The organism is Cobetia amphilecti (assembly GCF_032923285.1).
GTDB classification, from domain to species: domain Bacteria; phylum Pseudomonadota; class Gammaproteobacteria; order Pseudomonadales; family Halomonadaceae; genus Cobetia; species Cobetia amphilecti.
Window position 1 is genome coordinate 4,086,482 of the sequence record NZ_CP136695.1, and the last position, 25,422, is coordinate 4,111,903.

Below are 25,422 nucleotides of genomic sequence, written 5' to 3' on the forward strand. Positions count from 1 at the left end.
CTTCATTTACGCACTCTGCTTCATGCGCTCAATGACGGCGCAGGCGCGATCAGAACGCCTTGCGACGGTAGGCGCGGTAACGCGGCTGCCAGAAGTTCTTCTCGATGTTGGCCTGGATGATCTCGTCGCTGGAGGTCAGCGCCACGCCATCGGTCTGGGCCTGACGCGCCACGTCGAAGGCGATCTGACGGCTGATGTCCTGGATGTCGCCCAGTGACGGCAGCAGCGCGCCCTCGCCCTTCAGGACGATGGGGGCGTTGTTGGCCAGCGCGTTGGCGGCGGCCATCAGCATGTTGTCGGTGATGCGCGAGGCGTTGGACGCCAGCACACCCAGACCGATGCCCGGGAAGATGTAGGCGTTGTTGCACTGGGCGATCGCGTGGGTATGGCCGTTGTGCTCGACCGGCGCGAACGGGCTGCCGGTGGCGACCAGCGCCTTGCCGTCGGTCCACTCGATGACTTCCGCCGGTGTCGCTTCGACGCGTGAGGTCGGGTTGGACAGCGGCATCACCAGCGGGCTCTCGCAGCCGGCCTGCACGGCACGGATCACGTCTTCGCTGAACAGGCCACGCTGGCCGGACACACCGATCAGCACGCTCGGCTTGGCAGCCTTGACCACATCCAGCAGACCGCGGTCACCGAAGTCGGCCACGCTGTCGATATCGTGAGCCAGGCGGCTCTGGAAGTCGTAGAGGCCTTCCATGTCGCTGGTCAGCAGACCGAAGCGATCGACCATGAAGACGCGCTTGCGGGCCTCGGCCTCTTCCATGCCTTCCTTGACCATCGCCACCACGATCATCTCGGCGATACCGCAACCGGCGCTACCCGCACCCAGGAAGGTGACGCGCTGGTCGGAGAGCTTCTCGCCCTTGGCCTTGCAGGCCGCCATCAGGGTCGCGACCACCACGGAGGCAGTGCCCTGGATGTCGTCATTGAAGCAGCAGACTTCATCGCGGTAACGCTCGAGCAGCGGCATGGCGTTGGCCTGCGCGAAGTCCTCGAACTGGATCATGGCCTTCGGCCAGCGACGCTTCACGGCAGTGATGAACTCGGCCACGAAGGCGTTGTAGTCATCACCGGTGACGCGCTCGTGACGCCAGCCCATGTAGCGTGGGTCGTCGAGCAGCTTCTGGTTGTTGGTGCCAAGATCCAGCGAGATCGGCAGGGTGTAGGCCGGGCTGATGCCGCCACAGGCGGTGTACAGCGACAGCTTGCCGATGGGGATGCCCATGCCGCCGATGCCCTGATCGCCCAGCCCCAGGATACGCTCGCCATCGGTGACGACGATGACCTTGACGTTGTCCTTGGTCGCGGAGCGCAGGATGTCATCCATGTGCTCGCGGTCCGGGTAGGAAATGAACAGGCCGCGGTGGTTGCGGTAGATGTTGGAGAACTCCTCGCACGCCTGACCGACGGTCGGGGTGTAGATGATCGGCATCATCTCCTCGAGGTGTTCCTCGATCACGCGGAAGAACAGGGTCTCGTTGTCGTCCTGCACCGAGCGCAACAGGATGTGCTTGTCGAGGTCGGTGGCGCACTGCTGATACTGGCTGTAGACGCGCGCGACCTGCTCTTCGATGCTCTCGACATTCTGCGGCAGCAAGCCCATCAGATTGAAGCTGACACGCTCCTCGAGGCTGAAGGCGCTGCCCTTGTTGAGCAGCGGCATCTCGAGCAGGCTCGGGCCGGCGTAAGGAACGTACAGGGCGCGCTTGGAAGTATCCGTCATGGCGAGACTCTTGAATCAGTGGGGACGACCTCACGCTCGGCAAGCTTCTCGGCATGCCGGCAGACAAGCGCAGCATGCCCGCTGAAGCACCGCAGAAGACCTGCTGGCAACCGGGCGTCCGAGGGACCTTTCGACGTGCAGTTTCCACGTGCGAACAAGGCATGATGATAGCACGCGCGGTGCTATCTACGGCAGCCTGTGCAAGGTCGGCGTGCGTTGCGCAGACAAGGGTACTGCATGACGAGAAACGTCCCGCTCATCCCCCTGACGGGGAAGGAGCGAGGCGTTCGCGGTCACGTGCGGGGAATGGCTCAGGCCAGATCGGCACGCGATGCCGGCTTGCGCGGCGCAAGGGCGAAGAAGGGGCGCAGCTTCACGCCCAGCATGTTGCCGGCGAAGGCCATCACCAGCCACAGCCAGCCATGCAGGCTGCCGGAGGAGATGCCGCCGAAGTAGGCGCCGATGTTGCAGCCGAAGGCCAGGCGCGCGCCGTAACCCAGCAGCAGGCCACCCAGCACGGCAGCCACCAGCGAGCGCAGCGGAATGTTCCACTTCGGCGCGAACTTGCCGGCCAGCAGCGCTGCCGCCAGCGCCCCGACCACGATGCCGATGTTCATCACCGTGGTGATGTCCGTGTAGAGCGGTGCCGCCAGTGCCTTGGCATTGCCCGCCGCCTGCCAGTAACCCCAGTCACTGACATCGAAGCCCAGCGTGGTGTAGACCTTGGTGCCCCACAGCGCGAAGGCCGAGGTGATGCCCCACGGACGCCCGGCCAGCGCCAGGGTGGCGAAGTTGAGCAGCGCCAGCGCCACCGCGCCCGCCAGCAGCGGCCAGGGGCCGCGCAGGAAACGTGACAGGCCGCGCGGCTGGCTGTCGGTCACGGCGGCCTTCTCGAGCTCACCGTGACGACGCTTCTCCAGCGTGCGCGTCACCAGCACGATGATGGCGAACAGCGCCAGGCTGACGATGATGCCGCCCAGCGCGCCGAAGCTGTCCACCAGCGAGACGGCGGGCAGTGACGGCAGGCTCTGCCACCAGCTGAAGTGCGCGGTGCCGATCACTGAGCCGACGCAAAAGAAGATCAGGGTGATCACCATGCGCGCATTGCCGCCGCCGACGGTGAACAGCGTGCCCGAGGCGCAACCGCCGCCCAGCTGCATGCCGAGGCCGAACAGGAAGGCGCCGACCACGACGGAGGTGCCCAGCGGCGAGACGAAGCCGGAGACGTCCTGCCCCCACAGGCTGCCTGCTGCCAGTACCGGGAAGAACAGCACCACGGCAATCGCCAGCATCAGCATCTGCGCGCGCAGGCCGCGGCCACGACGCTCGGTAATGAACACTCGCCAGGCGGAGGTGAAGCCGAAGGCCGCGTGGTAGAGCACCACGCCCAGCGCGCCGCCGATCAGCAACAGCAGGCCCTGGCGCCAGCCGGCGACCAGGCTCAGCAGCACTGAGGCAATGACCAGCAGCCCACCCGCCCAGACGGCGCGAGGGTTGATGGTGGTAGATGGCTGGGCAGGCTCACTGGCCTTGCCCGGCATCGCGTGTTGACTCATGTCGTACCCCCTTGTGTATTCAGCATGCTTGAAGCATTGATGCGGCAAGCCTAACGCGTCGCTTTATAGCTGTGAATGAATTTCCAGCACGCTTTTCATTCCCCGCAGATATATGCCTGACATCACGTCCCGGGCGCCATCAGCATGACAGCCCCGATGACGCCCCCCTCTGAAACGACGGTGCCAGCAACAGAAACCCCCGCCATCCGGGAAGATGACGGGGGCCGATCGAGCAGCGTGGACGGGCGACCTAGAGGAAGTTGCCCAGGCCGACGGCGCGACGCAGACGCTCCATCATCGGTGCGGCCTCTTCGCGGGCCCGCTCGGCGCCACGCTTGAGGATCGCCTCGACATGCGCCGGGTCTTCCATCAGCTCGACGTAACGCTCGCGTGGCGCCTTGAGGTGATCATTCAGGTATTCGAACAGCTGGTTCTTGGCGTCGCCCCAGCCGATGCCGGCCGCGTACTGCTCACGCATGGCGGCGACTTCCGTCTCGGTGGCGAAGGCCGAATAGATCTGGAACAGCGAACAGGTATCCGGGTCCTTCGGCTCGCCCGGCTCCAGCGAGTTGGTCTTGATCTTGCGCACGCTCTTGAGCAGCTGCTTCTCGGTGCCGAACAGCGGGATGGTGTTGTTGTAGCTCTTGGACATCTTGCGACCGTCGAGGCCCAGCAGCAGCTGGGATTTCTCGTCGGTCACCGCCTCGGGCATGGTGAAGTAGTTGCCCTTGAAGAGGTGGTTGAAGCGCCCGGCCATGTCGCGCGCCATCTCGATATGCTGGATCTGGTCACGCCCCACCGGCACCTTGTGCGCATTGAACATCAGGATGTCCGCCGCCATCAGCACCGGATAGCTGAACAGGCCCATGCTGATACCGCGATCGAGATCCTCGATGCCGCTCTCTTCATTCTCGGCCACGGCGCCCTTGTAGGCATGCGCGCGGTTCATCAAGCCCTTGGCGCACACGCAGTTGAGCAGCCACATCAGCTCCGGGATTTCCGGCACGTCCGACTGGCGATAGAAGATGGCGTTGTCGGTGTCCAGACCCAGAGCCAGCCAGGTGGCGGCGATCTCACGACGCGACTCCTGCACGCGCTTCGGGTCCTGACACTTGATCAGGGCGTGGAAGTCGGCGAGGAAGTAGAAGGACTGGACCGTCGGGTCCTGACTGGCTTCGATGGCAGGCTTGATGGCGCCGACATAGTTGCCGAGATGAGGGGTGCCGGTGGTCGTGATGCCGGTAAGAACGCGGGTCTTGGTCATGGATGCACTTCTTGGGCGTCTGGGTCGGGAGGTCGTGCCGCGGGGCTGCACTCGCTCACAATGGATCACGACAGGTCGCGGCAGCGCCGCTCGAAGTCCTCGAACGCAGCCACCATGACCTGTCGCTATATGCCCCACATCTTACCCTGAGGCGTGCAGCCTTCGTAAGGGCCGGCGCGCCCGGCTCACTCCTTCGCCAGTGCCTCGGCGAGCGCGGTGACCGGCATGTCGAAGGCCTCACCGACTTCCGGCAGGATCAATTGCCCCGCGTGCACATTGAGGCCCGCGGCAAAGTGGCTGTCCCGGCTCAGCACCTCGCGATAGCCGCCATTGGCGAGGCGCACGATATACGGCAGCGTCGCACTGGTCAGCGCCTGGGTCGAGGTACGTGCCACCGCGCCGGGCATGTTGGCCACGCAGTAATGCACGATGCCATCCACCACGTAGGTCGGCTCGGCGTGGGTGGTCGCCTGGCTGGTCTCGAAGCAGCCGCCCTGATCGATGGCGACATCCACCAGCACGGCGCCCGGCGTCATCTTGCGCAGATGCTCGCGGCGAATCAGCTTGGGAGCCGCCGCGCCGGGCACCAGCACGGCACCGATGATCAACGCCGATTGCCGCACCGCTTCCTCCAGCGCCTCCGAGGTCGAATAGACGGTACGAATCTGGCCCTGATAGCGATGGTCCAGCGTCTCGAGGCGCGCCAGTGAGGTATCGAGAATCACCACCTCGGCGCCGAGCCCCAGCGCCATGCGCGCCGCGTTCTCCCCCACCACGCCACCGCCGATCACCGTGACCCGCGCCGGCGGCACGCCGGGCACGCCGGGCAACAGCACGCCCATGCCACCCTGCGCCTTCTCCAGCGCGTGCGCGCCGGCCTGGATCGCCATGCGTCCGGCGACGCGGCTCATGGGCGCCAGCAGCGGCAGGCCTCCGTCGGCATCCGTGATGGTCTCGTAGGCGATGGCCGTCACGCCGCTCTCCAGCAAGCTCTCGGTCAGCTCACGAGCGGCCGCCAGATGCAGATAGGTGAACAGGGTCTGGCCGTGGGTGAGCCGCGCCACCTCGGCCGGCTGCGGCTCCTTGACCTTGAGAATCAGCTCGGCGTCGCGAAAGACCCGCTCGACGTCCGACTCGAGACGCGCGCCCACGCCCTGATATTCGGCATCGGGGTAGCCACTGCCCTCCCCGGCACCAGACTCGACGATCACCTCATGGCCCTGGGCGATCAGCTCACGCACACCGGCAGGCGTGAGGGCGACGCGATACTCGTGGTTCTTGATTTCCTTCGGCACGGCAATCTGCATGGTGAACTCCTTGCACTGCTGGCGGAATGCACTGACGTCATCACGACGCCTGCTACAAGCACAGCAGACTCGTCAGCGTCTCGCCAATCAGATACCAGCAAGATTCACCAAAACACGCCAATGATGCAGTGGAATGCGAGGAATCATCGCTGACTGACAGTTTCCTCGCTCACCAGCGCCGCCGAATAGCATTCACGATAGGCGCCGGGCATGCGTCGGGCCCGTCCACTCGAGAGCTCGATGCAGACAAAGCGCGTGCGCGCCTCCAGCAGCGTCTGGCCATCCGAGCACCGGCGCAGCTGGAAGCGACGCGTCAGACTCAGGCGTCCATCGCAATCCACCAGCCAGGTCGCCAGCATCAGCGAATCGCCAAGTCGTGCACTGGCCAGATAGTCGATCTCGTGGCGGTGCACCGCCATGCCGCGGTCCTGCTCACGGTAGTGCGCCAGGCCAAGCCCCAACGCTTCGGAGTGTGCCCAGCTGATGTCCTCCAGCCAGCGCACATACTCGGCATTGTTGACGTGACCATAACCATCCAGCGCCTTCTTCTTCACGCTGATCGGCAACAGGAACGGCCGTGGCAGTGCCCAGCCGGGGGAATCTTGCGTCAACGGCGGCGCGTCGCTCGCCTTCGGGGTGCCTTTGCTCATGCCACGAACTCCGGGTCCTCATCACGCGGACGCGCCTGTGGTGCGGGCTGCTGCGGCGCGCTTGCCCCACACGCCCAGCACTCGCTGAAGCTGCCCTCGAGATGTTCGCCACAGGCACACTGCCAATCCGGCAAGGCCGGCGCGGCCTCGATGCTCGCCAGCAGACGGCGGGCATGCGCAAGGTCACGCTCTGCCACCCACAGCTGGGGCTCACAGTCGAGCACGGGCAACTCACCCGCGGCCGAGCCGAGCAGGCGATTGCGCAGCTCACAGGGGATACCCTCGCTTTCCAGCAGATTGCGCCAGTGATCGAGCAGCACGAGATTGTGATGAGATGTCAGTCGTCTATACATGCCGTCAGACTATCAGAGTCCATGAGCCATGGACGATTAGCCAAAAGCGGGCCGCAGTCGATAGACAAGCAAGCCATAGCCGACACTCAAGCCACAACCGTCACCCAAGCCACAGACGACAACGCCGCCCCGTAGGGCGGCGTTGTCGTCGATGCCGAATGGCATAGCCATCAGTCCTGGTAGCCGTCAGGCGTCATCAGTCACGATAGACGCGCACACCGAGGGCCTTGAGGTAGGACGTCTCGGGGATGGACGGGTGCACCGGGTGGTCACTGGCCTGATGGCCCTGGAAGATGACCTGGCCGTGGCGGTCCTGGTGACGCACGGCGCCACGCACCACATCCATCAGGCGCTCCGGCGCCAGATGCATGGAGCAGGAGCCGGACATCAGCAGGCCGTCACGACCCAACAGGCGCATGGCTTCACGGTTGAGGCGTGCATAGGCGCGCTCACCGTTGGTGATGTCCTTGCGCTTGCGGATGAAGGCGGGCGGATCCGCGATGATGACGTCGAACTGCTCGCCTTCCGCGCGCAGAGCCGAGAGGGCCTCGAAGACATCCGATTCCGCGATGGAGACGCGGTCCTCGACACCGTTGAGCACGGCGTTGCCCGAGACGCGCTCGAGTGCCGCGCCGGAAGCATCGACACACAGCACTTCGCTGGCGCCATGCGCCGCCGCCTGCACGCCCCAGCCACCGACGTAGCTGAACAGGTCCAGCACGCGCTTGCCTTCGACCTGACGGTTCAACCAGGCACGGTTGGCGCGGTGGTCGTAGAACCAGCCGGTCTTCTGGCCGTCGAGTACCGGCGCCGTGAACTGGACGCCGTTCTCTTCCAGCAGCACGCTTTCCGGCAGCTCGCCGTAGACGACTTCGACGTTGCGCTCGAGCTGCTCCTGGCGGCGACCGCTGGAATCGTTCTTGAACACGATGGCTGTCGGCTTGACGACCTTGAGCAGCGCATCGACGATCACTTCCGCCAGACGCTCCATGCCGAAGGTGTTGAGCTGACAGACCAGCACGTCGCCGAAGCGATCGACGATCAGGCCCGGCAGCAGGTCGCCTTCGCCGTGGACCAGACGATAGAACGGCTTGTCATAGAGGCTCTCGCGCAGCGACAGCGCCTGGTTGAAGCGGTGCACCAGCAGCGAGCGATCCAGACGCTGATCCGGGTTGCGCGACACGATGCGCGCGCAGATCAGCGAGTTCGGGTTGACGTAGGCAACACCCATCGCACGACCATTGCTGGCCTCGATGATGGCCTGGGCGCCCGGCTCGAAGTTCTTGAGCGGCGTCGCGACGGTATCGACTTCATTGGAGTACAGCCACAGATGGCCGGCCTTGAGGCGGCGATCAGCATTCTTCTTCAGGCGCAGACGTTCAGTCACGGGAAATATCCAGAAAGCAGAGGAAGGGACAGGACGACGACAGGACGCGCCCGAACGGGCCTATTCTAGTCGTCATGGCGGCCCCGGTCACGGAGCCCCCGGTCAAGCAGTGGTCTGATGCGGCTCGCCGCTAACGCTGACAATACGGGCAGAAGCAGCTGGCGCGTTGGCCCAGCACCAGACTCATGATCTCGTGGCCGCATTCGCGGCATGGCTCGCCACCCCGCCCGTAGACGTTGAGGCTTTGCGCGAAGTAGCCTGGCTTGCCATCTCCGCCGACGAAGTCACGCAACGTGGTACCGCCCTGGGCGATCGCCGCGGCCAGCACGCTGCTGGCGGCGTTGGCGAGGCGCTCGCATTCCTCGCGCGTCACTTCACCGGCAGGACGGCGCGGGTCGACACCCGCCATGAACAGCACCTCGCTGGCGTAGATATTGCCCACGCCCACCACATTGGCGTTGTCCATCAGAAACGGCTTGATCGCCACGCGGCGCTTGCGGGAGCGCGCAAAGAGGTGCTCGCCATTGAAGGCATCGGACAACGGCTCCGGGCCGAGTCGCGCCAGGCGCGTATCGGCATGCGGGTCACCACGCACGAAGTCGACGAAGCCGAAGCGACGTGGATCGTGATAGCGCAGCACATGGCCATTGCCGAGCACGACATCGACATGATCATGCGTGCGTGGCGGCGTGCCGATGGGTACCAGTCTGAGGCTACCGGACATGCCCAGGTGCCAGAGCAGATGGCCATCGGCGATCGGCAACAGCAGGTACTTGGCGCGACGCGCAAGCGTGCCGAAACGCTGACCCACCAGCCATTCGGCGAGCTCGCCGGGCACGGGGGTGCGCAGACGCGGCTGACGCACGATCACCTCGGTGACCTCCTGGCCCTCGACCAGCGGTGCGATACCGCGGCGGGTCGTCTCGACTTCCGGTAATTCGGGCATGTTCTCTCCTCGACTGACCGCCAGACGCACAACAGGGTGACGACAGAAGCCGCCACCCTGTTGCAGGATGCCCAGAACAGCGACATCCAGATACTCGAAAACCCGGTCAGGACCGGGTTTTCGAGGGTTCCGACAGCACGCTGGCGGTAGACAAGATCACTTGATCTTGGCTTCCTTGTACATCACGTGCTTGCGAACGACCGGATCGTACTTCTTGAATTCAAGCTTGTCCGGAGTGTTACGCTTGTTCTTGTCGGTGGTGTAGAAGTGGCCAGTACCGGCACTTGACACCAACTTGATCTTGTCACGCATTTTCAGTTTCCTTCCACAGTCGCATTCACCGAACGATTGAGAGCGTTGCCCTCGGCTCGGTTGCCATTGCTACAGGGGCTGTCTTCTAGTGTTTAGAAGCGCTCGCCACGTGCAGTGAGGTCCTTGAGGACTTCGTCGATACCCTTCTTGTCGATGATGCGCATGCCCTTGGTAGAGACGCGCAGCTTGACGAAGCGCTGCTGGGATTCAACCCAGAAACGGTGGGTGTGCAGGTTCGGCAGGAACCGGCGACGAGTCTTGCGCTGGGAGTGAGAAACATTGTTACCAGTCACCGGGCGCTTGCCGGTAACCTGACATACTTTGGACATTGGAGCCTCCAACCGCTGCGTTGGCTAAGTTGTTCAAAACCTGTCGGGCAAACCGGAAGTGGCAGGCGCCGCCTCATGCCCTGATTTCAAAGTGTTTACGTCCGTTCCGGAAGACAAGCTTTCGGGTGCTGGAACGTGCAGGCGCAGCATTTTACCCGAAGAGGAACGTGAAAGCACGTCCTATACGGATTTTTTTCGCCAGCACGCCCATGCCCGACGTGTCACATCGGTACAGACGCTTCTCAGCCAAACGCTTCACTCAGCCAATGTCGGCCAGAGTGGTCGCGAATTCTGTGGTGGGTGATACGGGAGGCGCAACATTACCACAACCAGTGCCCTGGTTTGCAATCCCTGCGCATTTCTCACGCCAGCGGCGACCGCATCTGGCGGGGGCTGTACCGTCATCGAGCACTCAGCGGCTCAGCCTCCTCGACGCCCCAACTAGAGCCAGCCACGCTCGGCAAACGAGACCACCTCGCCGTCTCCGACCACGAAGTGATCCAGCACGCGAATATCGAAAAACCCCAGCGCCTCTTCCAGGCGCTGCGTGATGCGCCGGTCGGCCTCGCTGGGCTCCGCGACGCCGGAGGGATGGTTGTGGGCCAGAATCAGGGCGCCGGCATTGAGCGCCAGCGCCCGCTTGACCACCTCGCGCGGGTAGACGGCGGCGGCATCCAGCGTGCCGGTGAAGAGTGTCTCGAAGCGGATGACGCGATGCTGGCTGTCGAGAAACAGCGCGGCGAACACTTCATGCGGCAGGTCGCGCAGATGCGAGGACAGATAGCGCCGCACCAGCAGGGGCGACGTCAGGGCGGCCCCGCGCATCAGCAGGCTCTCCAGATGGCGACGCGACAGCTCAAGCGAGGCCTGCAGCTGCACATACTTGGCGTCACCCAGTCCGCGCGCGGCGCAGAAGTCCTGCTGGGTCGCCTCCAGCAATGGCCTGAGACCGCCGAAGGTATTCAGCAGGTCGCGCGCCAGATCCACCGCTGAGCGACCTTTTATGCCCACGCGCAGAAAGATGGCCAGCAGCTCGGCATCTGACAAGGCCCCTGCCCCTGACGACAACAGCTTCTCGCGCGGACGCTCCCCGACCGGCCACTCTCGAATCCCCATGCACTCTTCTCCCATCGCCTGTCGCCCCGAATGGCTGACAGTCCAAAGCATGAGAAGCGTGGCCAGATGCCGCCTCTTTCGCCATTGTGAGCATCAACGCTTGCCGCCCCGAGGACCTGCGTCTGGCCCCTGCATGCCACCTGATGACAGCTCCCGCCCCATGAAGCGAGCGCTCGCAGGGACCATGGCGACACTCGGCGTCGCGGGCCAGCGGCGCTACGCAAGGTTGCATCACGGTGATATGGTAGAGGGCAAACGCGCGAGCGTAGCAATCGACGCATCAGGGACGCAGGACACACCATGCATTCACTCGCCGGACGGCGCATTCTGCTGGGCATCAGTGGCGGCATCGCGGCCTACAAGGCCGCTCTGATCACTCGCCTGTTGAAAAAGGCGGGCTGTGAAGTGCGCATCGCCATGACCGAAGGGGCTCAAGCCTTCATTACACCGCTGACCTTGCAGGCGTTGTCGGGCAATCCGGTGCACACCTCCCTGCTGGACCCCGAGGCCGAGGCCGGCATGGGGCATATCGAGCTGGCACGCTGGGCGGAGGTCATCCTGATCGCGCCTGCCACCGCCGATCTGATGGCCCGCCTGGTGCATGGCCATGCCGATGATCTGCTCACTACCCTGTGCCTGGCCAACAGCGCGCGCTGGGTGATGGCCCCGGCGATGAATCAGGCCATGTGGGCGCACCCCGCCACCCAGCGCAATGCCCGCCAGCTCAGTGCCGACGGCTGGACGCTGCTCGGCCCGGCCAGCGGCGAACAGGCCTGTGGCGACGTGGGCGCGGGCCGCATGCTGGAGCCGGAAGAGATCGTCGCGGCGCTGAGCGACCTCATGAGCCAGAGCGACCTCATGAGCCAGAGCGACCCCAGCCACCAGAGCAATGAGATGTCATTGCCGGCCGCAGGCCTGACGGTGACCATCACCGCCGGCCCGACCCGCGAGCCACTGGACCCGGTGCGCTATCTGAGCAATCACAGCTCCGGCAAGATGGGCTATGCGCTGGCCGCCGAGGCCGCGGCGTTGGGCGCCAGCGTGCGCCTGATCAGTGGCCCGGTGGCGCTGGCGACCCCGGCTGGCGTGGAGCGCATCGATGTCGAATCCGCGTTGGACATGCAGGCCGCCGCCGAGGCAGCCGCCAGCGAGAGCGATCTCTTCATCGGCTGCGCGGCAGTCGCCGACTTCCGCCCGGCCACGGTCGCCGACCACAAGCTCAAGAAGCAGTCGGGCGAGGAGCAGATGCAGGTCACGCTGATCCGCAATCCGGATATCATCGCCGGTATCGCCGCCCAGACGCAGACACGCCGAGCCGCCGGTCAGCGGGCACCACTGGTGATCGGCTTCGCCGCCGAGACCCGCGACGTGCTGCGCTATGCACGCGACAAGCTTGCGCGTAAACAGCTCGACATGATCGTCGCCAATGATGTGAGCACGCCGGGCCTTGGCTTCGGCAGTGACAGCAATGCCGCCACCCTGCTGTGGCAGCCGCTCGATCAGAACACGAACACGCAACACGAACAGGCCATCGCGGCCTGTCCCAAGACGGAACTGGCGCGCGCGATTCTGAAGCGCGCCCTGGCACTCCATCAGCACAGGGTCAGCCTCGACCCTGCCATCCAGACCGTTACACCGACTGTCACCGACGATCAGGAAGCACCTTAGATGACCCGCCCCCGGCTCGAACTCAAGATTCTCGACGAGCGCGTTCGCGATTACCCGCTGCCGCATCACGCCACTCCCGGCAGCGCCGGCATGGACCTGCGCGCACTGCTCGACGCGCCGCTGACCCTGGCGCCGGGCGCCTGTGAGCTGGTGCGCACCGGGCTGGCGATCCACATCGCCGACCCCGCACTGGCCGGCATGATCCTGCCGCGCTCCGGTCTGGGGCACAAACACGGCATCGTGCTGGGCAATCTGGTCGGCCTGATCGACTCCGACTACCAGGGCGAACTGATGATCTCGGTCTGGAACCGCGGCGAGAGCGAGTTCGTGCTGGAACCCGGCGAGCGTCTGGCACAGTACGTGCTAGTGCCAGTGGTACAGGCGGAGCTGGTGGAAGTCTCTGAATTCGAGGCCAGCCAACGTGGCGAAGGCGGCTTCGGCCACTCCGGTCGCCACTGATTGACCCGTCATGCCAGAGGGCAGCTGAGCGGCAGGCTTGCGTCGGCTGCCGGGCTTCCGGTCACAAGGAAGCCATGCAGGTTTCCACACTGATCGTCATGCAGCGATAGCGTTCGAGACGCATGACGCCTCAAGCGACTTCACGATTGATTCAACCGACAGGGATGCACCATGAGTCAGGTACCCGCTTCAATTTTCCGCGCCTACGATATCCGTGGCATCGTGGATGAGACCCTCACCGAAGACGGCGTGCGCGCCATCGGCCAATCCATCGGCAGCGAAGCCGCGGCACGCGGCGAATCCACCGTCGTGGTCGCGCGTGACGGCCGTCTCTCCGGCCCGCGCCTGTCCAAGGCGCTGATCGCAGGCCTGCGCGACGCCGGCCGTGATGTCGTCGACATCGGCATGGTGCCGACGCCGGTGCTCTACTACGCCACCAATATCCTGGAAGGCACCCGCTCCGGCGTGATGCTGACCGGCAGCCACAACCCGGCCAACTACAACGGTCTGAAGATCGTGCTGGCCGGCGAGACCCTGTCCGGCGACACCATCACCGACCTCTATCGTCGCCTGCAGGAAGGCGATCTGGCGCAAGGCGAAGGCAGCCTGCGTGAAGAGGACGTGCGTGAGCGCTATCTGGAGCAGATCACCGGTGATGTAGTCGTCAAGCGTCCGCTCAAGGCCGTGGTCGATTGCGGCAACGGCGTGGCCGGCGAGCTGGGGCCGGAGCTGATCCGTCGCCTGGGCGTCGACACCGTGCCGCTGTTCGACGAGATCGACGGCAACTTCCCGAACCACCACCCGGACCCGGGCAAGCCGGAAAACCTGCAGGACCTGATCAAGACCATGCAGGAAACCGGTGCGGACATCGGTCTGGCCTTCGATGGTGACGGCGACCGCCTCGGCGTCGTGACGCCCAAGGGCGAGATCCTCTACCCGGACCGCCTGATGATGGCGCTGTCGGAAGACCTGATCGAACGCGTGCCGGGCGCGCGCATCATCTTCGACGTCAAGTGCACCGGCAATCTGGCGACCGTGATCGAGAAGGCCGGCGGCACGCCGGAAATGTGGCGCACCGGCCACTCGCTGATCAAGGCGCGCATGAAGGAAACCGGCGCGGCACTGGCCGGCGAGATGAGCGGCCACATCTTCTTCAAGGAGCGCTGGTTCGGCTTCGATGACGGCATCTACGGCGCCGCGCGCCTGCTGGAAATCCTCGCCAAGCAGGATGTCGATGCCGACACCTTCTTCGCCCGTTTCCCGCAGGACCTCGGTACCCCCGAGATCAATGTGGAAGTGACCGACGAGAACAAGTTCGCTATCGTCGAGCGACTGGCCAGCGAAGGCGACTTCGGCAGCGACGGCGTCAAGACCACGCTGGACGGCATTCGTGTCGACTACGCCGATGGCTGGGGCCTGTGCCGCGCCTCCAACACCACGCCGATGCTGGTGCTGCGCTTCGAAGGCAAGTCGGAAGCCGCACTGGAGCGCATCAAGGACAGCTTCCGCGCCGCGCTGAAGCAGGCCGAGCCGAGCATCCAGGCACCGTTCTGATCCCGCACTCGCTCGCCATCGACAGGATGGCATGAGCCGCAACGGGGGCGGCGGTCTGCCGCTTGATCGCCGCCCTCGCCTTGCCAGGCACTGCAGCCGCTCATCCGGGCGCATCAGGTGCCTGAAGCAACCGATTTGCATGACAGCGAGCACCGCGCGCGCTGAAAGACCGTTTCGAGTGACAGTGTCCGGACTCTCTTTCCGGACCATTTTCTGTGGAGTGATACGCTGATGAGCCACGCCAACCGCGACCCGCATCAGGTGGTCGAGGTCCTGTCCGAAGCCCTGCCCTATATCCAGCAGTTCTCGGGCAAGACCGTGGTGGTCAAGTACGGCGGCAACGCCATGACCGAAGAAGCCTTGATCGACTCCTTCGCTCGCGACATGGTGTTGATGAAGGAAGTCGGCATCAATCCGGTGGTCGTGCATGGCGGCGGCCCGCAGATCGGCGCGCTGCTCGAGAAGCTGAACATCGAATCGCGCTTCGTCGATGGCATGCGCGTCACGGATTCCGAGACCATGGACGTGGTCGAGATGGTGCTGGGCGGCCTGGTCAACAAGGGTATCGTCAACCTGATCAACCAGAGCGGCGGCAAGGCCATCGGCCTGACCGGCAAGGACAGCGGCCAGATTCGCGCCCGCCAGCTCAAGGTCAGCGGCCAGACGCCGGGCATGAATGCCTCTGAAATCATCGACATTGGTCATGTCGGCGAAGTCGAGCATGTCTCCACGGACCTGATCGAACTGCTGACACGCAACGATTTCATTCCCGTCATCGCCCCCATCGGGGTCGATGCCGAGGGTCGCAGCTACAATATCAATGCCGACCTGGTCGCCGGCAAGGTCGCCGAGGCACTGGGCGCGGAGAAATTGATGCTGCTGACCAACGTGGCTGGCCTGATGAACGCACAAGGCGAAGTCATGACCGGCCTGACCACCGAGGCGGTGGATGGCCTGATCGAGGATGGCACCATCTACGGTGGCATGCTGCCCAAGATCAGCTGTGCACTGGACGCCGTGAAGCAAGGCGTGCGCAGTGCCCACATCATCGATGGCCGCGTGCCACATGCGACCCTACTGGAAATCTTCACCAATGCCGGGGTCGGCACGTTGATCAGCAACGCGGAAGCGGACACTGACAAGGCGTAAGGTGACAAGCCGGGGCTCGGCCCCGGTGTTTCGCGCGAGGCAAGCGACATGCCTCAGGACACGGACCCGCCCGTAGCACACTGCTGCAGGCCGCGATAAACGACAAGATTCCATGACGCAGGCGAATCCAAAACAATCACGTCGCGAACAGATCCTCCAGGCACTCGCTCTGATGCTGGAAGAGGACAGCGGCAAACGCATCACGACTGCAGCACTGGCACGACAGGTCGGTGTCTCGGAGGCGGCGCTCTATCGTCACTTCCCCAGCAAGGCCCGCATGTTCGAAGGACTGATCGAATTCATCGAGAGCACGCTGTTCGAGCGTATCGCGCTGATCATTCAGGACAACGACACTGCGCATGCCAGGGTGCATCACATCCTGAGCCTGCTGCTGGGCTTTGCCGAGAAGAACCCGGGGCTGTGTCGCCTCCTCAATGGTGATGCCCTCACCGGCGAGACGGCACGCCTGCGCACGCGCATGGCGCAGCTGTTCGAGCGTCTCGAGACGCAGATCAAGCAGGTACTGCGCGAAGCCGAGCCTCGCGAAGGGCTGCGGCCGGCCATCACCGTCACGGCAGCGGCCAATCTGTTGCTGGCGTGTGCGGAAGGCCGTATCGGCCAGTACGTGCGCAGCGACTATCGCAAGCGCCCGACCGAGCACTGGGAAGACCAGTGGCAGCTGCTGAGCCGCGACCTGTTGCTGAGCAGTCAGGAGCGCATTGCCGTCTGAGGGTCTTGCCCCGCGCGCATGCGCCGCACCAAAAAGAACGCCCCGCCTGCAGTCATTGCAGGCGGGGCGTTCTTTTTGGGTCAGGCCTTCTCATGTCACCACCGGGTGGGGTGGGATGGGGGCGGACTGCACGGACAGCGCCTCAGGCGTTGACGCTGAAGCGCTCCAGTATGGCCTCGGCGGACATCGGCCGCGCCAGCAGGTAGCCCTGATAGGTGTCGCAGCCCAGTCGCTTGAGCTCCTCGAACTGCACATCCGTCTCGACTCCCTCGGCGACGATCTCATGGCCCAGCGAGTGCCCCAGGCTGATCACGGCGCCGACCAGCTGGATAGCCTGCTGATTGGGACAGCGGATACCGCCGTCAGAGCCGGCGACCGCATCCATCTTCATCACGAAGCTGCGGTCGACCTTGAGCACATCCAGCGGCAGGGATGACAGATAGGACAGCGACGAATAGCCCTGCCCGAAGTCATCCAGCGCCACACGCACGCCCAGCTCGCGCAGCGCGCCGAGCACGGCAAGCCCCCCTTCCATGTCCTGGATCAGCAACGTCTCGGTCACCTCGACTTCCAGCCGCGTCGGCGACAGCTTCTGGCTTTCCAGCACGCCGAAGACTTCGTTCTCGTAGCCCGAGGTCAGCTGGCGCGCCGACAGATTGACCGCCATGCGCGGCATGTGAAGGCCGGCGTCCTGCCAGCGCACCATCTGGGCACAGGCCTCCTCGAGCACGAACCGTCCGAGGCGGAAGATCAAGCCGGTCTCTTCGGCCAGCGGAATGAACTGGGCCGGCGAGATCATGCCCAGCTCCGGATGCTGCCAGCGCAGCAATGCCTCGACACCCTGCAGCTCGCCCTGGCTATCCAGCTGCGGCTGGTAATGCAGATAGAGCTGCTCGCTGCCGATGGCCTGACGCAGGTCCTGCTCCAGCGTCATGCGCGACGCGACATGCTTGTCCAGCGACGACTCCCAGCGCAGCGCATGATCGCCGCGCGACTTGGCATGATAGAGCGCCACATCGGCATTCAGCATCAGCGCCTGGGCATCGCCATTGGTCTCGGACAGCACATAACCTGCCGTCAGACTGATGATCAGCGGGCGACCCAGAATCGTGAAGGGACGCTCGACCTTCTGCTGGATCTCCTCCACTACCTGCGCCGGATCATCATTGCCATGCGGCAGGTAGAGACCGAACTCATCGGCCCCCAGACGCGCCACCAGACCGCCCGGCGGCAGCAGACGATGCAGACGCTCGCCGACCGCGACCAGCAGCTGGTCACCGGCTTCATGGCCCAGACCATCATTGACGGTCGAGAAACGGTCGATATCGGCGTAGATCATCAAGCCACCCGCCGCGACGCGCTCGTCGGCCGCCGCCATGAAGGCCTTGCGGTTATAGAGCCCCGTCAGGGCGTCATGGCGCGCCAGGAAATCGAGCTGACGCTCGGATTCCTTGTGCGCACTGATGTCGAGCAGCAGGCCTTCCCAGTAGCGCACGCCATCCTCGCCCTCGATCATCACGCTGCGGTCCAGCACCCAACGCTCATGGTCGGCGATGATGCGGAAGACCTGCTCATGGCGCATCTGCGCACACATCGCCCAGTGGCGAGCGGCGCTGACGGACTGGCGGTCTTCCTGATGGATCAGCTCGGTCAGGGTGATGCCGGCGCCGACCAGTGATTCGGCCGAGCGGCCGAACAGCTCGGCCGAGCCGTTGCTGATGAAGGTCAGCACTCCAGTGTTGACCTCGATGCGATACACCACACCCGGCAGGTTATCCATCAACGTCACCAGGGTGCGAGAACGCGCCGTCATCGACTCGAGCGCGCCCTCCAGCTCATCGTGACGCTCAGCGCGCTTGCGCTCGGCGCGCGCCACCACGACCACCAGCACGACCAGGAAGATGCCGCCGAGCAGCATGCCGAACCAGATACGATTCCACCACAGCCACCACAGGCTGGAGAGTGGCTGACTCACGACGCTGAACAGCTTGAGCGGTGCGATATAGCTGCCCGCCGCCATGCGCGGCCGGCCGTCGAAGCCCGGCACATGATAGCGACGCACACCACGCTCGGAGATGTACTTGCCCATGTTGGCCATCGAGGACAGCGGCAGCTTGCCGGTCACGCCCAGCGCATGCTCCTGAGGGCTCGAGAACAGCAGCAGACCGTTGGTGGAGAACAGGCGCAGGCGCTGCCCATCATCGGAATTCGGGTTGGCCAGCAGGCTGCGTGCCTCGGAGAAGTCCAGGCAGCCGATCAGCAGCCAGGACATGCCTTCGATATCCATGTGACGGTAGAACGGCAAGCCCGGCTGACCGGATGCCAGCGGCAGTGCCGAGCCGAACAGCAGGCTGCTGCGCCCGGGCAGCGCCTGGGCTTCCGGCTGGGTCAGCTGCCAGCTGCAACTGCGCCCCACGCCGATCTGACGCAGGCTGCTGCCGCGGTAATCGGCAAACGGCACCACCATCAGCGAGACCAGAGAGGGATGACGGCCCAGCGCGCTATCCAGCGAGCCACGCCACAGCTCCTTGCCTTCGCTGCTCAACACGCGCTCCAGCACCATCATCTCGCGCGAGACATTGGCGATCAGCTGCTCGGTGGAGATATGCAGCTGGGTATCCAACAGCTCCAGGCGACGCATTTCCTGTTCACGCACATCAAACCATTGGCTGGCCAGAAACAGGCCACCCAATACCACCATCAAGGCTGCATTGAGCCCAAAGATTCGCCACAGCGAATGTGTGCCATTGACGTGCGAGGAGGTCGGGTCCACGGGGTCACCAGTAGAAATGTTTCATGTCTTAGTGTGACAGAATGAAACATTGTGTTGCAGTGTTCAACCAATAACGACGGATTCCTCGGGATCCACTCTCCCTCAACGAAAATGCCCCGCCGGGAAACCCGGCGGGGCATTTTCACGTGACAGCGAGCCTGAAAATCGCGGGCTCATGTCATGGGGTCATCATGCTCAGGCAGCGAAGCCTTCGCTCATGTCACCCATCGATTCACGCAGCTTCTTCATCGCGTTCTTCTCGAGCTGACGGATACGCTCGGCAGAGACGCCATAGATGTCGGCAAGCTCGTGCAGAGTCGACTTGTTGTCACTCAGCCAGCGCTGCTGGAGGATGTCGCGTGAGCGCTCATCCAGTGCCGCCAGCGCCTTGAGCAGACGACCGTGGGAGTCGTCTTCCAAGTCCTGCTGTTCCACCTGGGCAGCCGGATCGAGGCTGTGATCTTCCAGATAGTTGGCCGGCGCCTGATAGGCAGAGCTCTCGTCGTCGCTGGGGCCGGCGTCGAAGCCTGCATCGTGGGCGGAGAGACGGCTTTCCATCTCACGCACCACGGCAGGTTTGACGTCCAGATCGCCCGCGATGGCATCCACTTCATCGTTGTTCAACCAGGCAAGACGCTTCTTGGCGCCACGCAGGTTGAAGAACAGCTTGCGCTGAGCCTTGGTGGTCGCGACCTTCACGATGCGCCAGTTGCGCAGCACGAACTCGTGAATCTCGGCCTTGATCCAATGCACGGCAAAGGAGACGAGGCGTACGCCCTGATGCGGGTCGAAACGCTTGACCGCCTTCATCAGGCCGACGTTACCTTCCTGGATCAGGTCCGCCTGCTGCAAGCCATAGCCGCTGTAGCTGCGCGCGATATGCACGACGAAGCGCAGGTGCGACATGACGAGTCGACGGGCCGACTCCAGATGATTCTCTTCATGCAACCGCAGGGCCAGCTCATGCTCTTCTTCGGCAGTAAGCACAGCGATACGGTTCACCGACTGAATATAGCCGTTTAGATCTTGACCCGGTGACAGGTGGCCAAGTGGCTGAAGACTGGTGCTCATAGTGCAGATGTCTCCATGGTTGCCTAACACGCATGCAAGTAGTGAGACTGTGAAGGGTGGGACAGGTTCCCGTCAATAGCTGTACATGGCGTGTACAATTGTCATGACGAGTAGCACTTCGTAACGCTGTCGGGTGTGTGGTGCGTTTAACCACCCACCAGCCCCCTTCACTGACGCCCGACAGGAATGTTGTCGGAACGTAACTTTTGACCTTCCTGGGAAGAAACACTGGCTGAAAACCGCGAAAAATAATCGGAATCAGCGCGGAGAAATACTCGCCAGATGACGTCCGACCGCGATCCAGGCCCCTATCCAGCCCAATATTGTACTCGAAAACAGCAGCGTGGCACCCCCTGCAACGCCCAGCGCGGGCAACACATAGTTGCCGCCATAACTTTGTACAAGGGCCGTCACGGGTGCCGCCAGCCAGTTGCCGCCAAGCGCCAGGATTCCGCAGGCCAGCAGCCCTCCTCCCAGACCGTACCAGGCGCCGCTGTAGAGGAAGGGACGCCGTACGAAGGCGTGGGTCGCCCCGATCAGGGTCACGACCTCGATCTCCTGGCGGCGACTCTCCACGGACAGGCGGATGGTATTGCCCACCACCAGCAACACGCCCAGCCCGAAGAGTAACGCGAGTCCCAGCGTCACTTTCTGACCCAGCTCACCCAATTGGCGCAGACGCTCGAGCCAGGCCAGATCCAGGCGTGCGCTGGCGACACCCGGCTCGCCCTCGAGGCGCGTGGCCAGGGCGCGGACGGACTCCGGCGTGGTGTCCAGCGGCGTGATGACGATGCTGGCCGGCAGGGGGTTGTCATCCAGCAGACTCAGCGAGCGCTTGAGGTCCAGCGCCTGGGCGAATTCCTGCATGCCCTCGGCGGCGGTGATCAGCCGCACTCCCCCGACACCGGCGGCATCGCGCAGCGAGTCCGACAGCGTCAGCGCCTGGCTCTCGTCGACCGAGGTCTCGAGATAGAGGGTGAGCTGGGCGCTGTCATTGAGCTCATTGTCGAGCAGGCGCGCGCTGTCCAGTGCCAGCCACAGCGCCGCCGGCAACGTCAGTGCGATGGCGATGGCCAGCATGGTCAGCAGGCTGGCGATGGGCGCGACCAGCAGGCGGCGTGCGCTGTCGCGCGCCATGGCAGCGTGATGACGCAGCCAGCTGCGGTAGCGGCTCTCGACCGAGACGCGACTGGAGCGCGCACCCTTGCGCGCCGCACGCTCGGCGGCCTCCGGTGATTCAGGCGCCTGCGCGGCGGCCTTGCGGGTACGCGTCTCGGCGCGGGGCTGGCCACGCTCGCGTGAAGAAGAGGGAGACTCGTTGCGGGAACGCGGGGGGCTCATCGGGCATCCTTGTCGGCGATCAGACGACCATCGGACAGCTCCAGCGTGCGATGGTGCAGGCGGGTGATCAGCGCCAGATCGTGACTGGCAATCATCACCGTGGTACCGATGCGATTGAAGTCCTCGAACAGACGCATGATGTCAGCGGACAGTGCCGGGTCCAGATTGCCGGTCGGCTCATCGGCCAGCAGCAGCGCGGGCTTGTTGACCACGGCGCGCGCGATGCCGACCCGCTGCTGCTCACCACCGGACAGCTCGATCGGCAGCGCCTTCTCACGATGCAGAAGGCCGACCTTGTCGAGCGCCGCCCGCACCCGCCGCGCCTGTTCACGCGGCGGAACCCCCTGGATCATCAGCGGCAGGGCCACGTTGTGGAAGATGTTGCGGTCGGTCAGCAGCTGGTGGTCCTGGAAGACCACGCCGATCTGGCGGCGGTAATACGGCACCTGGGAGGTATGCAGCCGCCCGATATCATGCCCCGCCACCAGAATGCGTCCACGCGAGGGGCGCTCGAGGAGCATGATCAGCTTGAGCAACGAGCTCTTGCCGGCACCGGAATGGCCTGTCAGGAAGACCATCTCGCCACGCTCGACCCTGAAGTCGAGCCCGGCCAGTGCATCGAAGCGCCCTCCATAGCGCTTGCCGACATGCTCGAAGGCAATCATGCCTCGCGCGACTCGGCGTTGGCCTCTTCGCTTGCCTCATCGCCAGCACGTGCAAACAGGGCACTGACGAAGTCATCAGCCGCGAAGGGACGCAGGTCATCGACACCTTCCCCGACACCGATATAGCGGATCGGCAGATTGAGCTGCTTGGCCAGCGCGAAGATGATGCCGCCCTTGGCGGTCCCATCCAGCTTGGTCAGCGTCAGGCCCGTGATGTTGACCGCTTCATGGAAGGTGGAGGCCTGTGACAGCGCGTTCTGGCCGGTACCGGCATCCAGCACCAGCATCACCTCGTGGGGCGCGGACACATCCAGCTTGGCCATCACGCGCTGCACCTTCTTGAGCTCTTCCATCAGGTGGCTCTTGTTGTGCAGGCGGCCCGCGGTATCGGCGATCAGGATATCGACGTTACGCGCCTTGGCGGCTTCCAGGGCGTCATAGATGACCGAGGCACTGTCGGCGCCGGTATGTTGAGCGATGACCGGCACCTTGTTGCGCTCGCCCCACACCTTGAGCTGCTCCACCGCCGCGGCACGGAAGGTATCGCCCGCCGCCAGCATCACGCTGCGGCCCTGGCTCTGATAGCGCTTGGCCAGCTTGCCGATGGTGGTGGTCTTGCCGACGCCGTTGACGCCGATCATCAGGATCACGAAGGGACCGCTGCCCTTGGCCGGCAGCTCCAGGTCCTTGGCGACCGGCGCCAGCATCACGCGCAGCTCTTCCTGCAGCGCTTCGTAGAGCGCCTGCGGCTCCTTCAATTCCTTGCGCGAGATGCGCGCGGTCAGGTTGTCGATGATCTCGGTGGTCGCCTCGATGCCCACGTCTGCCATCAGCAGCTGGGTCTCGAGATCTTCCATCAGCTCATCATCGATCTGCTTCTTGCCGAGGAACAGGCTGGCGACGCCCTCGGTCAGATTGGCGCGTGTCTTGCCAAGACCGGCCTTGATGCGCGCGAAGAAGCCACGACGCGGCTTTTCCCGACCATCGCGGGCCGTATCACGCGCAGCGTCATCCTCGACCACGGCGTCTGCGCCAGCGGCGGCAGCCTCGGCGGCACGTGCTTCCTCTTCCTGGCGAGCCTGTTCCAGCGCGGCCTGCTCTTCGGCCTCGATGGCGGCCAGCTGCGCGGCGGCCTGACGCTCTTCTTCCTCGCGAGCCGCGATACGCGCCTCTTCGGCACGCGCTTCACTGGCGGCTTCTTCCGCACGGGCCTGAGCGGCCTGTTCGGCAGCGATGCGCTCGGCCTCTGCCTGGGCGGCCTGCTCGGCAGCCAGACGTTCCGCCTCTTCCCGAGCGGCCTTTTCGGCGGCGACGCGTTCTGCAGCGGCCTGCTCCTGGGCGATGCGCTCGGCTTCGTCTCGGGCGGCCTGTTCCTGAGCGGCCTGCTCCTGCGCTGCGCGTTCCTGCGCGATGCGCTCGGCTTCGGCCCTGGCGGCCTGATCGGCAGCCGCCTGCTCAGAGGCGCGGCGCTCGGCTTCAGCTTCGGCCTTCTGCTCTTCGCGCTTCTGAGCCTCGGCCTGCTGTTCTTCGGCCTTCTGAGCCTCGACCCGAGCCGCCTCTTCACCGGCAAGGCGCTCTGCCTCTACCTTCTCGGCCTCGAGACGCTTCGCCTCGAGCCGCGCTGCCTGCTCGGCATCGGCTTGCTCGTGGGGCGTGGCGTCTTGTGTCTGTTCAAGAGCCTGTTGCTCGAGGGCCTGCTGCTCGGAGGCTTTCTGCTCCTGAGCCTTGTGTTTCTTGCGCTTGAAAAAACCGAACATGGCGAGACAGTCCTGAACTCGTGAAAGTGGCGTCATCCTACCATCCCTTCGGGGCTGAAGGTACGCACCGCGCGGCATCCGGCGTCGCACATGCTAGACTCGCGGCATGAAAAAACGCGCATCCTCCCAAGGCCCCGCACGGGGCAAATCCAACGCGCCCTCGCGCGCTGACAAACAGAGCGGCAAGCGTGGCCAGGCCGCCGGTGGGCCAGGTCGCCTGCGCATCATCGGCGGGCGCTTCAAGCGCCGCCTGCTCAACGTGATCGACGCACCGGGCCTGCGCCCGACGCCCGACCGCGTGCGTGAGACGCTCTACAACTGGCTGGGCTTTCATGTCGGCAGCGCCCGCGTGCTTGACCTCTATGCCGGCAGCGGCGCACTGGGCCTAGAGGCGCTGTCGCGTGAGGCGGCGCATGTCACCTTCGTGGAACGCGACAGCCGCGTCGCGCATGCGCTCGAGGCCAATCTCGCGACCCTCGCCAACAGCGACAGTCTGCCAACACAGGTGGTGACCGGCGATGTCCTGCACTGGCTCGAGACGGCCACTCCCGCCGCAGGCGGCATGGACCTGGTGCTGCTCGATCCGCCCTTCCGGCTCGAGCTGGCCGCCGCGAGCTGCGCGCTGCTCGAAGCGCATGGCTGGCTGAGCGATGACGCCATGATCTATCTGGAAGTGGAATCCGGACTCGACCCCGTGGTGCCCGCCAACTGGCAGCTGCACCGGGAAAGCCGCGCCGGCGACAGTCATGGCCACCTGTATCGGCGCCATCCGCCCGCCTGAGCCACCTTCCCACTTGTGTCGACTCAGGCGGCGTCGTAGTCTGCCTGCAGGCGGGTATCGCTGCGCCATCCGGCAAGGATTCCCGACATGGCCGATATTCATCGCACCAGCATTTACCGCATACCTTTACCGCCCTCAACGAACCCCCTCGGGCCACGACCGTGACTCGACAAGGAGATAGCATGAGCACCGAACTCTTTACCCAACTTGAGCAGAAAGTCGGCCAGGCCATCGACAGCATCGAGATGCTGAAGATGGAAGTCGAAGAGCTGAAGGAAGAGAACCAGCGCCTGACCGAAGCCAAGACAGGTCAGGGCGAAGAGCTGGAACAGCTGCGCCAGACCAACGCTCAATTGCAGGAAGAGCGTGACCAGTGGGCACAGCGTCTGGAAGCGCTGGTCGCACGCTTCAGCGAGACCGAGAGCGAAACCCAGAGCGCCTGATGCTCCCGCGCGCCCTGCGCGCTGGGCCGCGTGAACATGCACTCTTGAACAATGGCTCTTGAACAGGAGCGCTTGAACAAGA

23 protein-coding genes are annotated in these 25,422 nt (G+C 64.4%); 7 read left to right on the plus strand and 16 right to left on the minus strand.

Going from position 1 to position 25,422, the window contains the following annotated elements; translation table 11 throughout:
- Positions 1-49: 49 nt before the first annotated feature.
- The 11 genes from R1T44_RS17240 to radC form a co-directional block, all read right to left on the minus strand.
- Complete coding sequence (locus R1T44_RS17240; RefSeq protein WP_043333048.1) at positions 50-1,729, minus strand: NAD-dependent malic enzyme; 1,680 nt, start codon at positions 1,727-1,729, stop codon at positions 50-52.
- A 311-nt stretch (positions 1,730-2,040) separates the two neighbouring features.
- Complete coding sequence (locus R1T44_RS17245) at positions 2,041-3,285, minus strand: YeeE/YedE family protein (protein ID WP_244995037.1); 1,245 nt, start codon at positions 3,283-3,285, stop codon at positions 2,041-2,043.
- 250 nt (positions 3,286-3,535) lie between these two features.
- Positions 3,536-4,549: a tryptophan--tRNA ligase gene (locus R1T44_RS17250; RefSeq protein ID WP_317292325.1), complete on the minus strand. Its 1,014-nt coding sequence runs from the start codon at positions 4,547-4,549 to the stop codon at positions 3,536-3,538.
- A 185-nt stretch (positions 4,550-4,734) separates the two neighbouring features.
- Positions 4,735-5,856, minus strand: coding sequence for an alanine dehydrogenase (gene ald, locus R1T44_RS17255; protein ID WP_215823535.1), 1,122 nt, complete (start codon positions 5,854-5,856; stop codon positions 4,735-4,737).
- 143 nt (positions 5,857-5,999) lie between these two features.
- Positions 6,000-6,506, minus strand: coding sequence for an acyl-CoA thioesterase (locus R1T44_RS17260; RefSeq protein WP_317292326.1), 507 nt, complete (start codon positions 6,504-6,506; stop codon positions 6,000-6,002).
- Positions 6,503-6,859, minus strand: a complete 357-nt coding sequence (locus R1T44_RS17265; RefSeq protein ID WP_153636614.1) for a putative signal transducing protein — start codon at positions 6,857-6,859, stop codon at positions 6,503-6,505. Before R1T44_RS17265 ends, R1T44_RS17260 begins: the two co-directional genes overlap by 4 nt.
- Positions 6,860-7,055: 196 nt before the next feature.
- A complete protein-coding gene (locus R1T44_RS17270; RefSeq protein WP_317292327.1) occupies positions 7,056-8,246 on the minus strand; it encodes a class I SAM-dependent rRNA methyltransferase in 1,191 nt (396 codons plus the stop codon).
- Positions 8,247-8,376: 130 nt separating this feature from the next.
- Positions 8,377-9,192: a bifunctional DNA-formamidopyrimidine glycosylase/DNA-(apurinic or apyrimidinic site) lyase gene (gene mutM / locus R1T44_RS17275; RefSeq protein WP_317292328.1), complete on the minus strand. Its 816-nt coding sequence runs from the start codon at positions 9,190-9,192 to the stop codon at positions 8,377-8,379.
- 156 nt (positions 9,193-9,348) lie between these two features.
- Positions 9,349-9,504, minus strand: coding sequence for a 50S ribosomal protein L33 (gene rpmG / locus R1T44_RS17280; RefSeq protein ID WP_016417370.1), 156 nt, complete (start codon positions 9,502-9,504; stop codon positions 9,349-9,351).
- A 92-nt stretch (positions 9,505-9,596) separates the two neighbouring features.
- Positions 9,597-9,833: a 50S ribosomal protein L28 gene (gene rpmB, locus R1T44_RS17285; RefSeq protein WP_043336270.1), complete on the minus strand. Its 237-nt coding sequence runs from the start codon at positions 9,831-9,833 to the stop codon at positions 9,597-9,599.
- Between the two features lie 441 nt (positions 9,834-10,274).
- Complete coding sequence (radC, locus tag R1T44_RS17290) at positions 10,275-10,949, minus strand: RadC family protein (RefSeq protein ID WP_317292329.1); 675 nt, start codon at positions 10,947-10,949, stop codon at positions 10,275-10,277.
- A gap of 300 nt (positions 10,950-11,249) precedes the next feature.
- On the opposite strand from radC, the gene coaBC reads away from it, so the two are divergent.
- The 5 genes from coaBC to slmA all read left to right on the plus strand — a co-directional run bounded on the left by coaBC (position 11,250) and on the right by slmA (position 16,509).
- Positions 11,250-12,617 (plus strand): bifunctional phosphopantothenoylcysteine decarboxylase/phosphopantothenate--cysteine ligase CoaBC, encoded by a 1,368-nt coding sequence (coaBC, locus tag R1T44_RS17295; RefSeq protein WP_317292330.1) that lies wholly within the window; start codon positions 11,250-11,252, stop codon positions 12,615-12,617.
- A complete protein-coding gene (dut, locus tag R1T44_RS17300; protein WP_043336274.1) occupies positions 12,618-13,076 on the plus strand; it encodes a dUTP diphosphatase in 459 nt (152 codons plus the stop codon).
- A 171-nt stretch (positions 13,077-13,247) separates the two neighbouring features.
- Complete coding sequence (locus tag R1T44_RS17305) at positions 13,248-14,630, plus strand: phosphomannomutase/phosphoglucomutase (protein ID WP_054556539.1); 1,383 nt, start codon at positions 13,248-13,250, stop codon at positions 14,628-14,630.
- A gap of 231 nt (positions 14,631-14,861) precedes the next feature.
- Complete coding sequence (gene argB / locus R1T44_RS17310; RefSeq protein ID WP_043336279.1) at positions 14,862-15,779, plus strand: acetylglutamate kinase; 918 nt, start codon at positions 14,862-14,864, stop codon at positions 15,777-15,779.
- 112 nt (positions 15,780-15,891) lie between these two features.
- Entirely contained in the window at positions 15,892-16,509 is a 618-nt protein-coding gene (slmA, locus tag R1T44_RS17315; protein ID WP_043336281.1) for a nucleoid occlusion factor SlmA, read from the plus strand.
- 142 nt (positions 16,510-16,651) lie between these two features.
- Here slmA and R1T44_RS17320 read toward each other — a convergent pair whose 3' ends face one another.
- The 5 genes from R1T44_RS17320 to ftsY all read right to left on the minus strand — a co-directional run bounded on the left by R1T44_RS17320 (position 16,652) and on the right by ftsY (position 23,594).
- On the minus strand, positions 16,652-19,282 hold the full coding sequence (locus R1T44_RS17320) for a putative bifunctional diguanylate cyclase/phosphodiesterase (protein WP_317292331.1): 2,631 nt from the start codon (positions 19,280-19,282) through the stop codon (positions 16,652-16,654).
- Positions 19,283-19,477: 195 nt separating this feature from the next.
- Positions 19,478-20,353: an RNA polymerase sigma factor RpoH gene (rpoH, locus tag R1T44_RS17325; protein WP_043336284.1), complete on the minus strand. Its 876-nt coding sequence runs from the start codon at positions 20,351-20,353 to the stop codon at positions 19,478-19,480.
- 258 nt (positions 20,354-20,611) lie between these two features.
- Complete coding sequence (ftsX, locus tag R1T44_RS17330) at positions 20,612-21,694, minus strand: permease-like cell division protein FtsX (RefSeq protein ID WP_225347357.1); 1,083 nt, start codon at positions 21,692-21,694, stop codon at positions 20,612-20,614.
- Entirely contained in the window at positions 21,691-22,359 is a 669-nt protein-coding gene (gene ftsE / locus R1T44_RS17335) for a cell division ATP-binding protein FtsE (RefSeq protein WP_286988955.1), read from the minus strand. Before ftsE ends, ftsX begins: the two co-directional genes overlap by 4 nt.
- Positions 22,356-23,594 carry a signal recognition particle-docking protein FtsY gene (gene ftsY / locus R1T44_RS17340; protein ID WP_409337976.1) on the minus strand — a complete coding sequence of 413 codons (1,239 nt, stop codon included), beginning with the start codon at positions 23,592-23,594 and terminating at the stop codon, positions 22,356-22,358. The genes ftsE and ftsY overlap by 4 nt, the downstream gene beginning before the upstream one ends.
- 628 nt (positions 23,595-24,222) lie before the next feature.
- On the opposite strand from ftsY, the gene rsmD reads away from it, so the two are divergent.
- Together rsmD and zapB are read left to right on the plus strand one after the other, a co-directional pair.
- Positions 24,223-24,897 carry a 16S rRNA (guanine(966)-N(2))-methyltransferase RsmD gene (gene rsmD / locus R1T44_RS17345; RefSeq protein WP_317292333.1) on the plus strand — a complete coding sequence of 225 codons (675 nt, stop codon included), beginning with the start codon at positions 24,223-24,225 and terminating at the stop codon, positions 24,895-24,897.
- Positions 24,898-25,079: 182 nt separating this feature from the next.
- Complete coding sequence (gene zapB / locus R1T44_RS17350; RefSeq protein WP_054556544.1) at positions 25,080-25,340, plus strand: cell division protein ZapB; 261 nt, start codon at positions 25,080-25,082, stop codon at positions 25,338-25,340.
- Positions 25,341-25,422 lie beyond the last annotated feature (82 nt).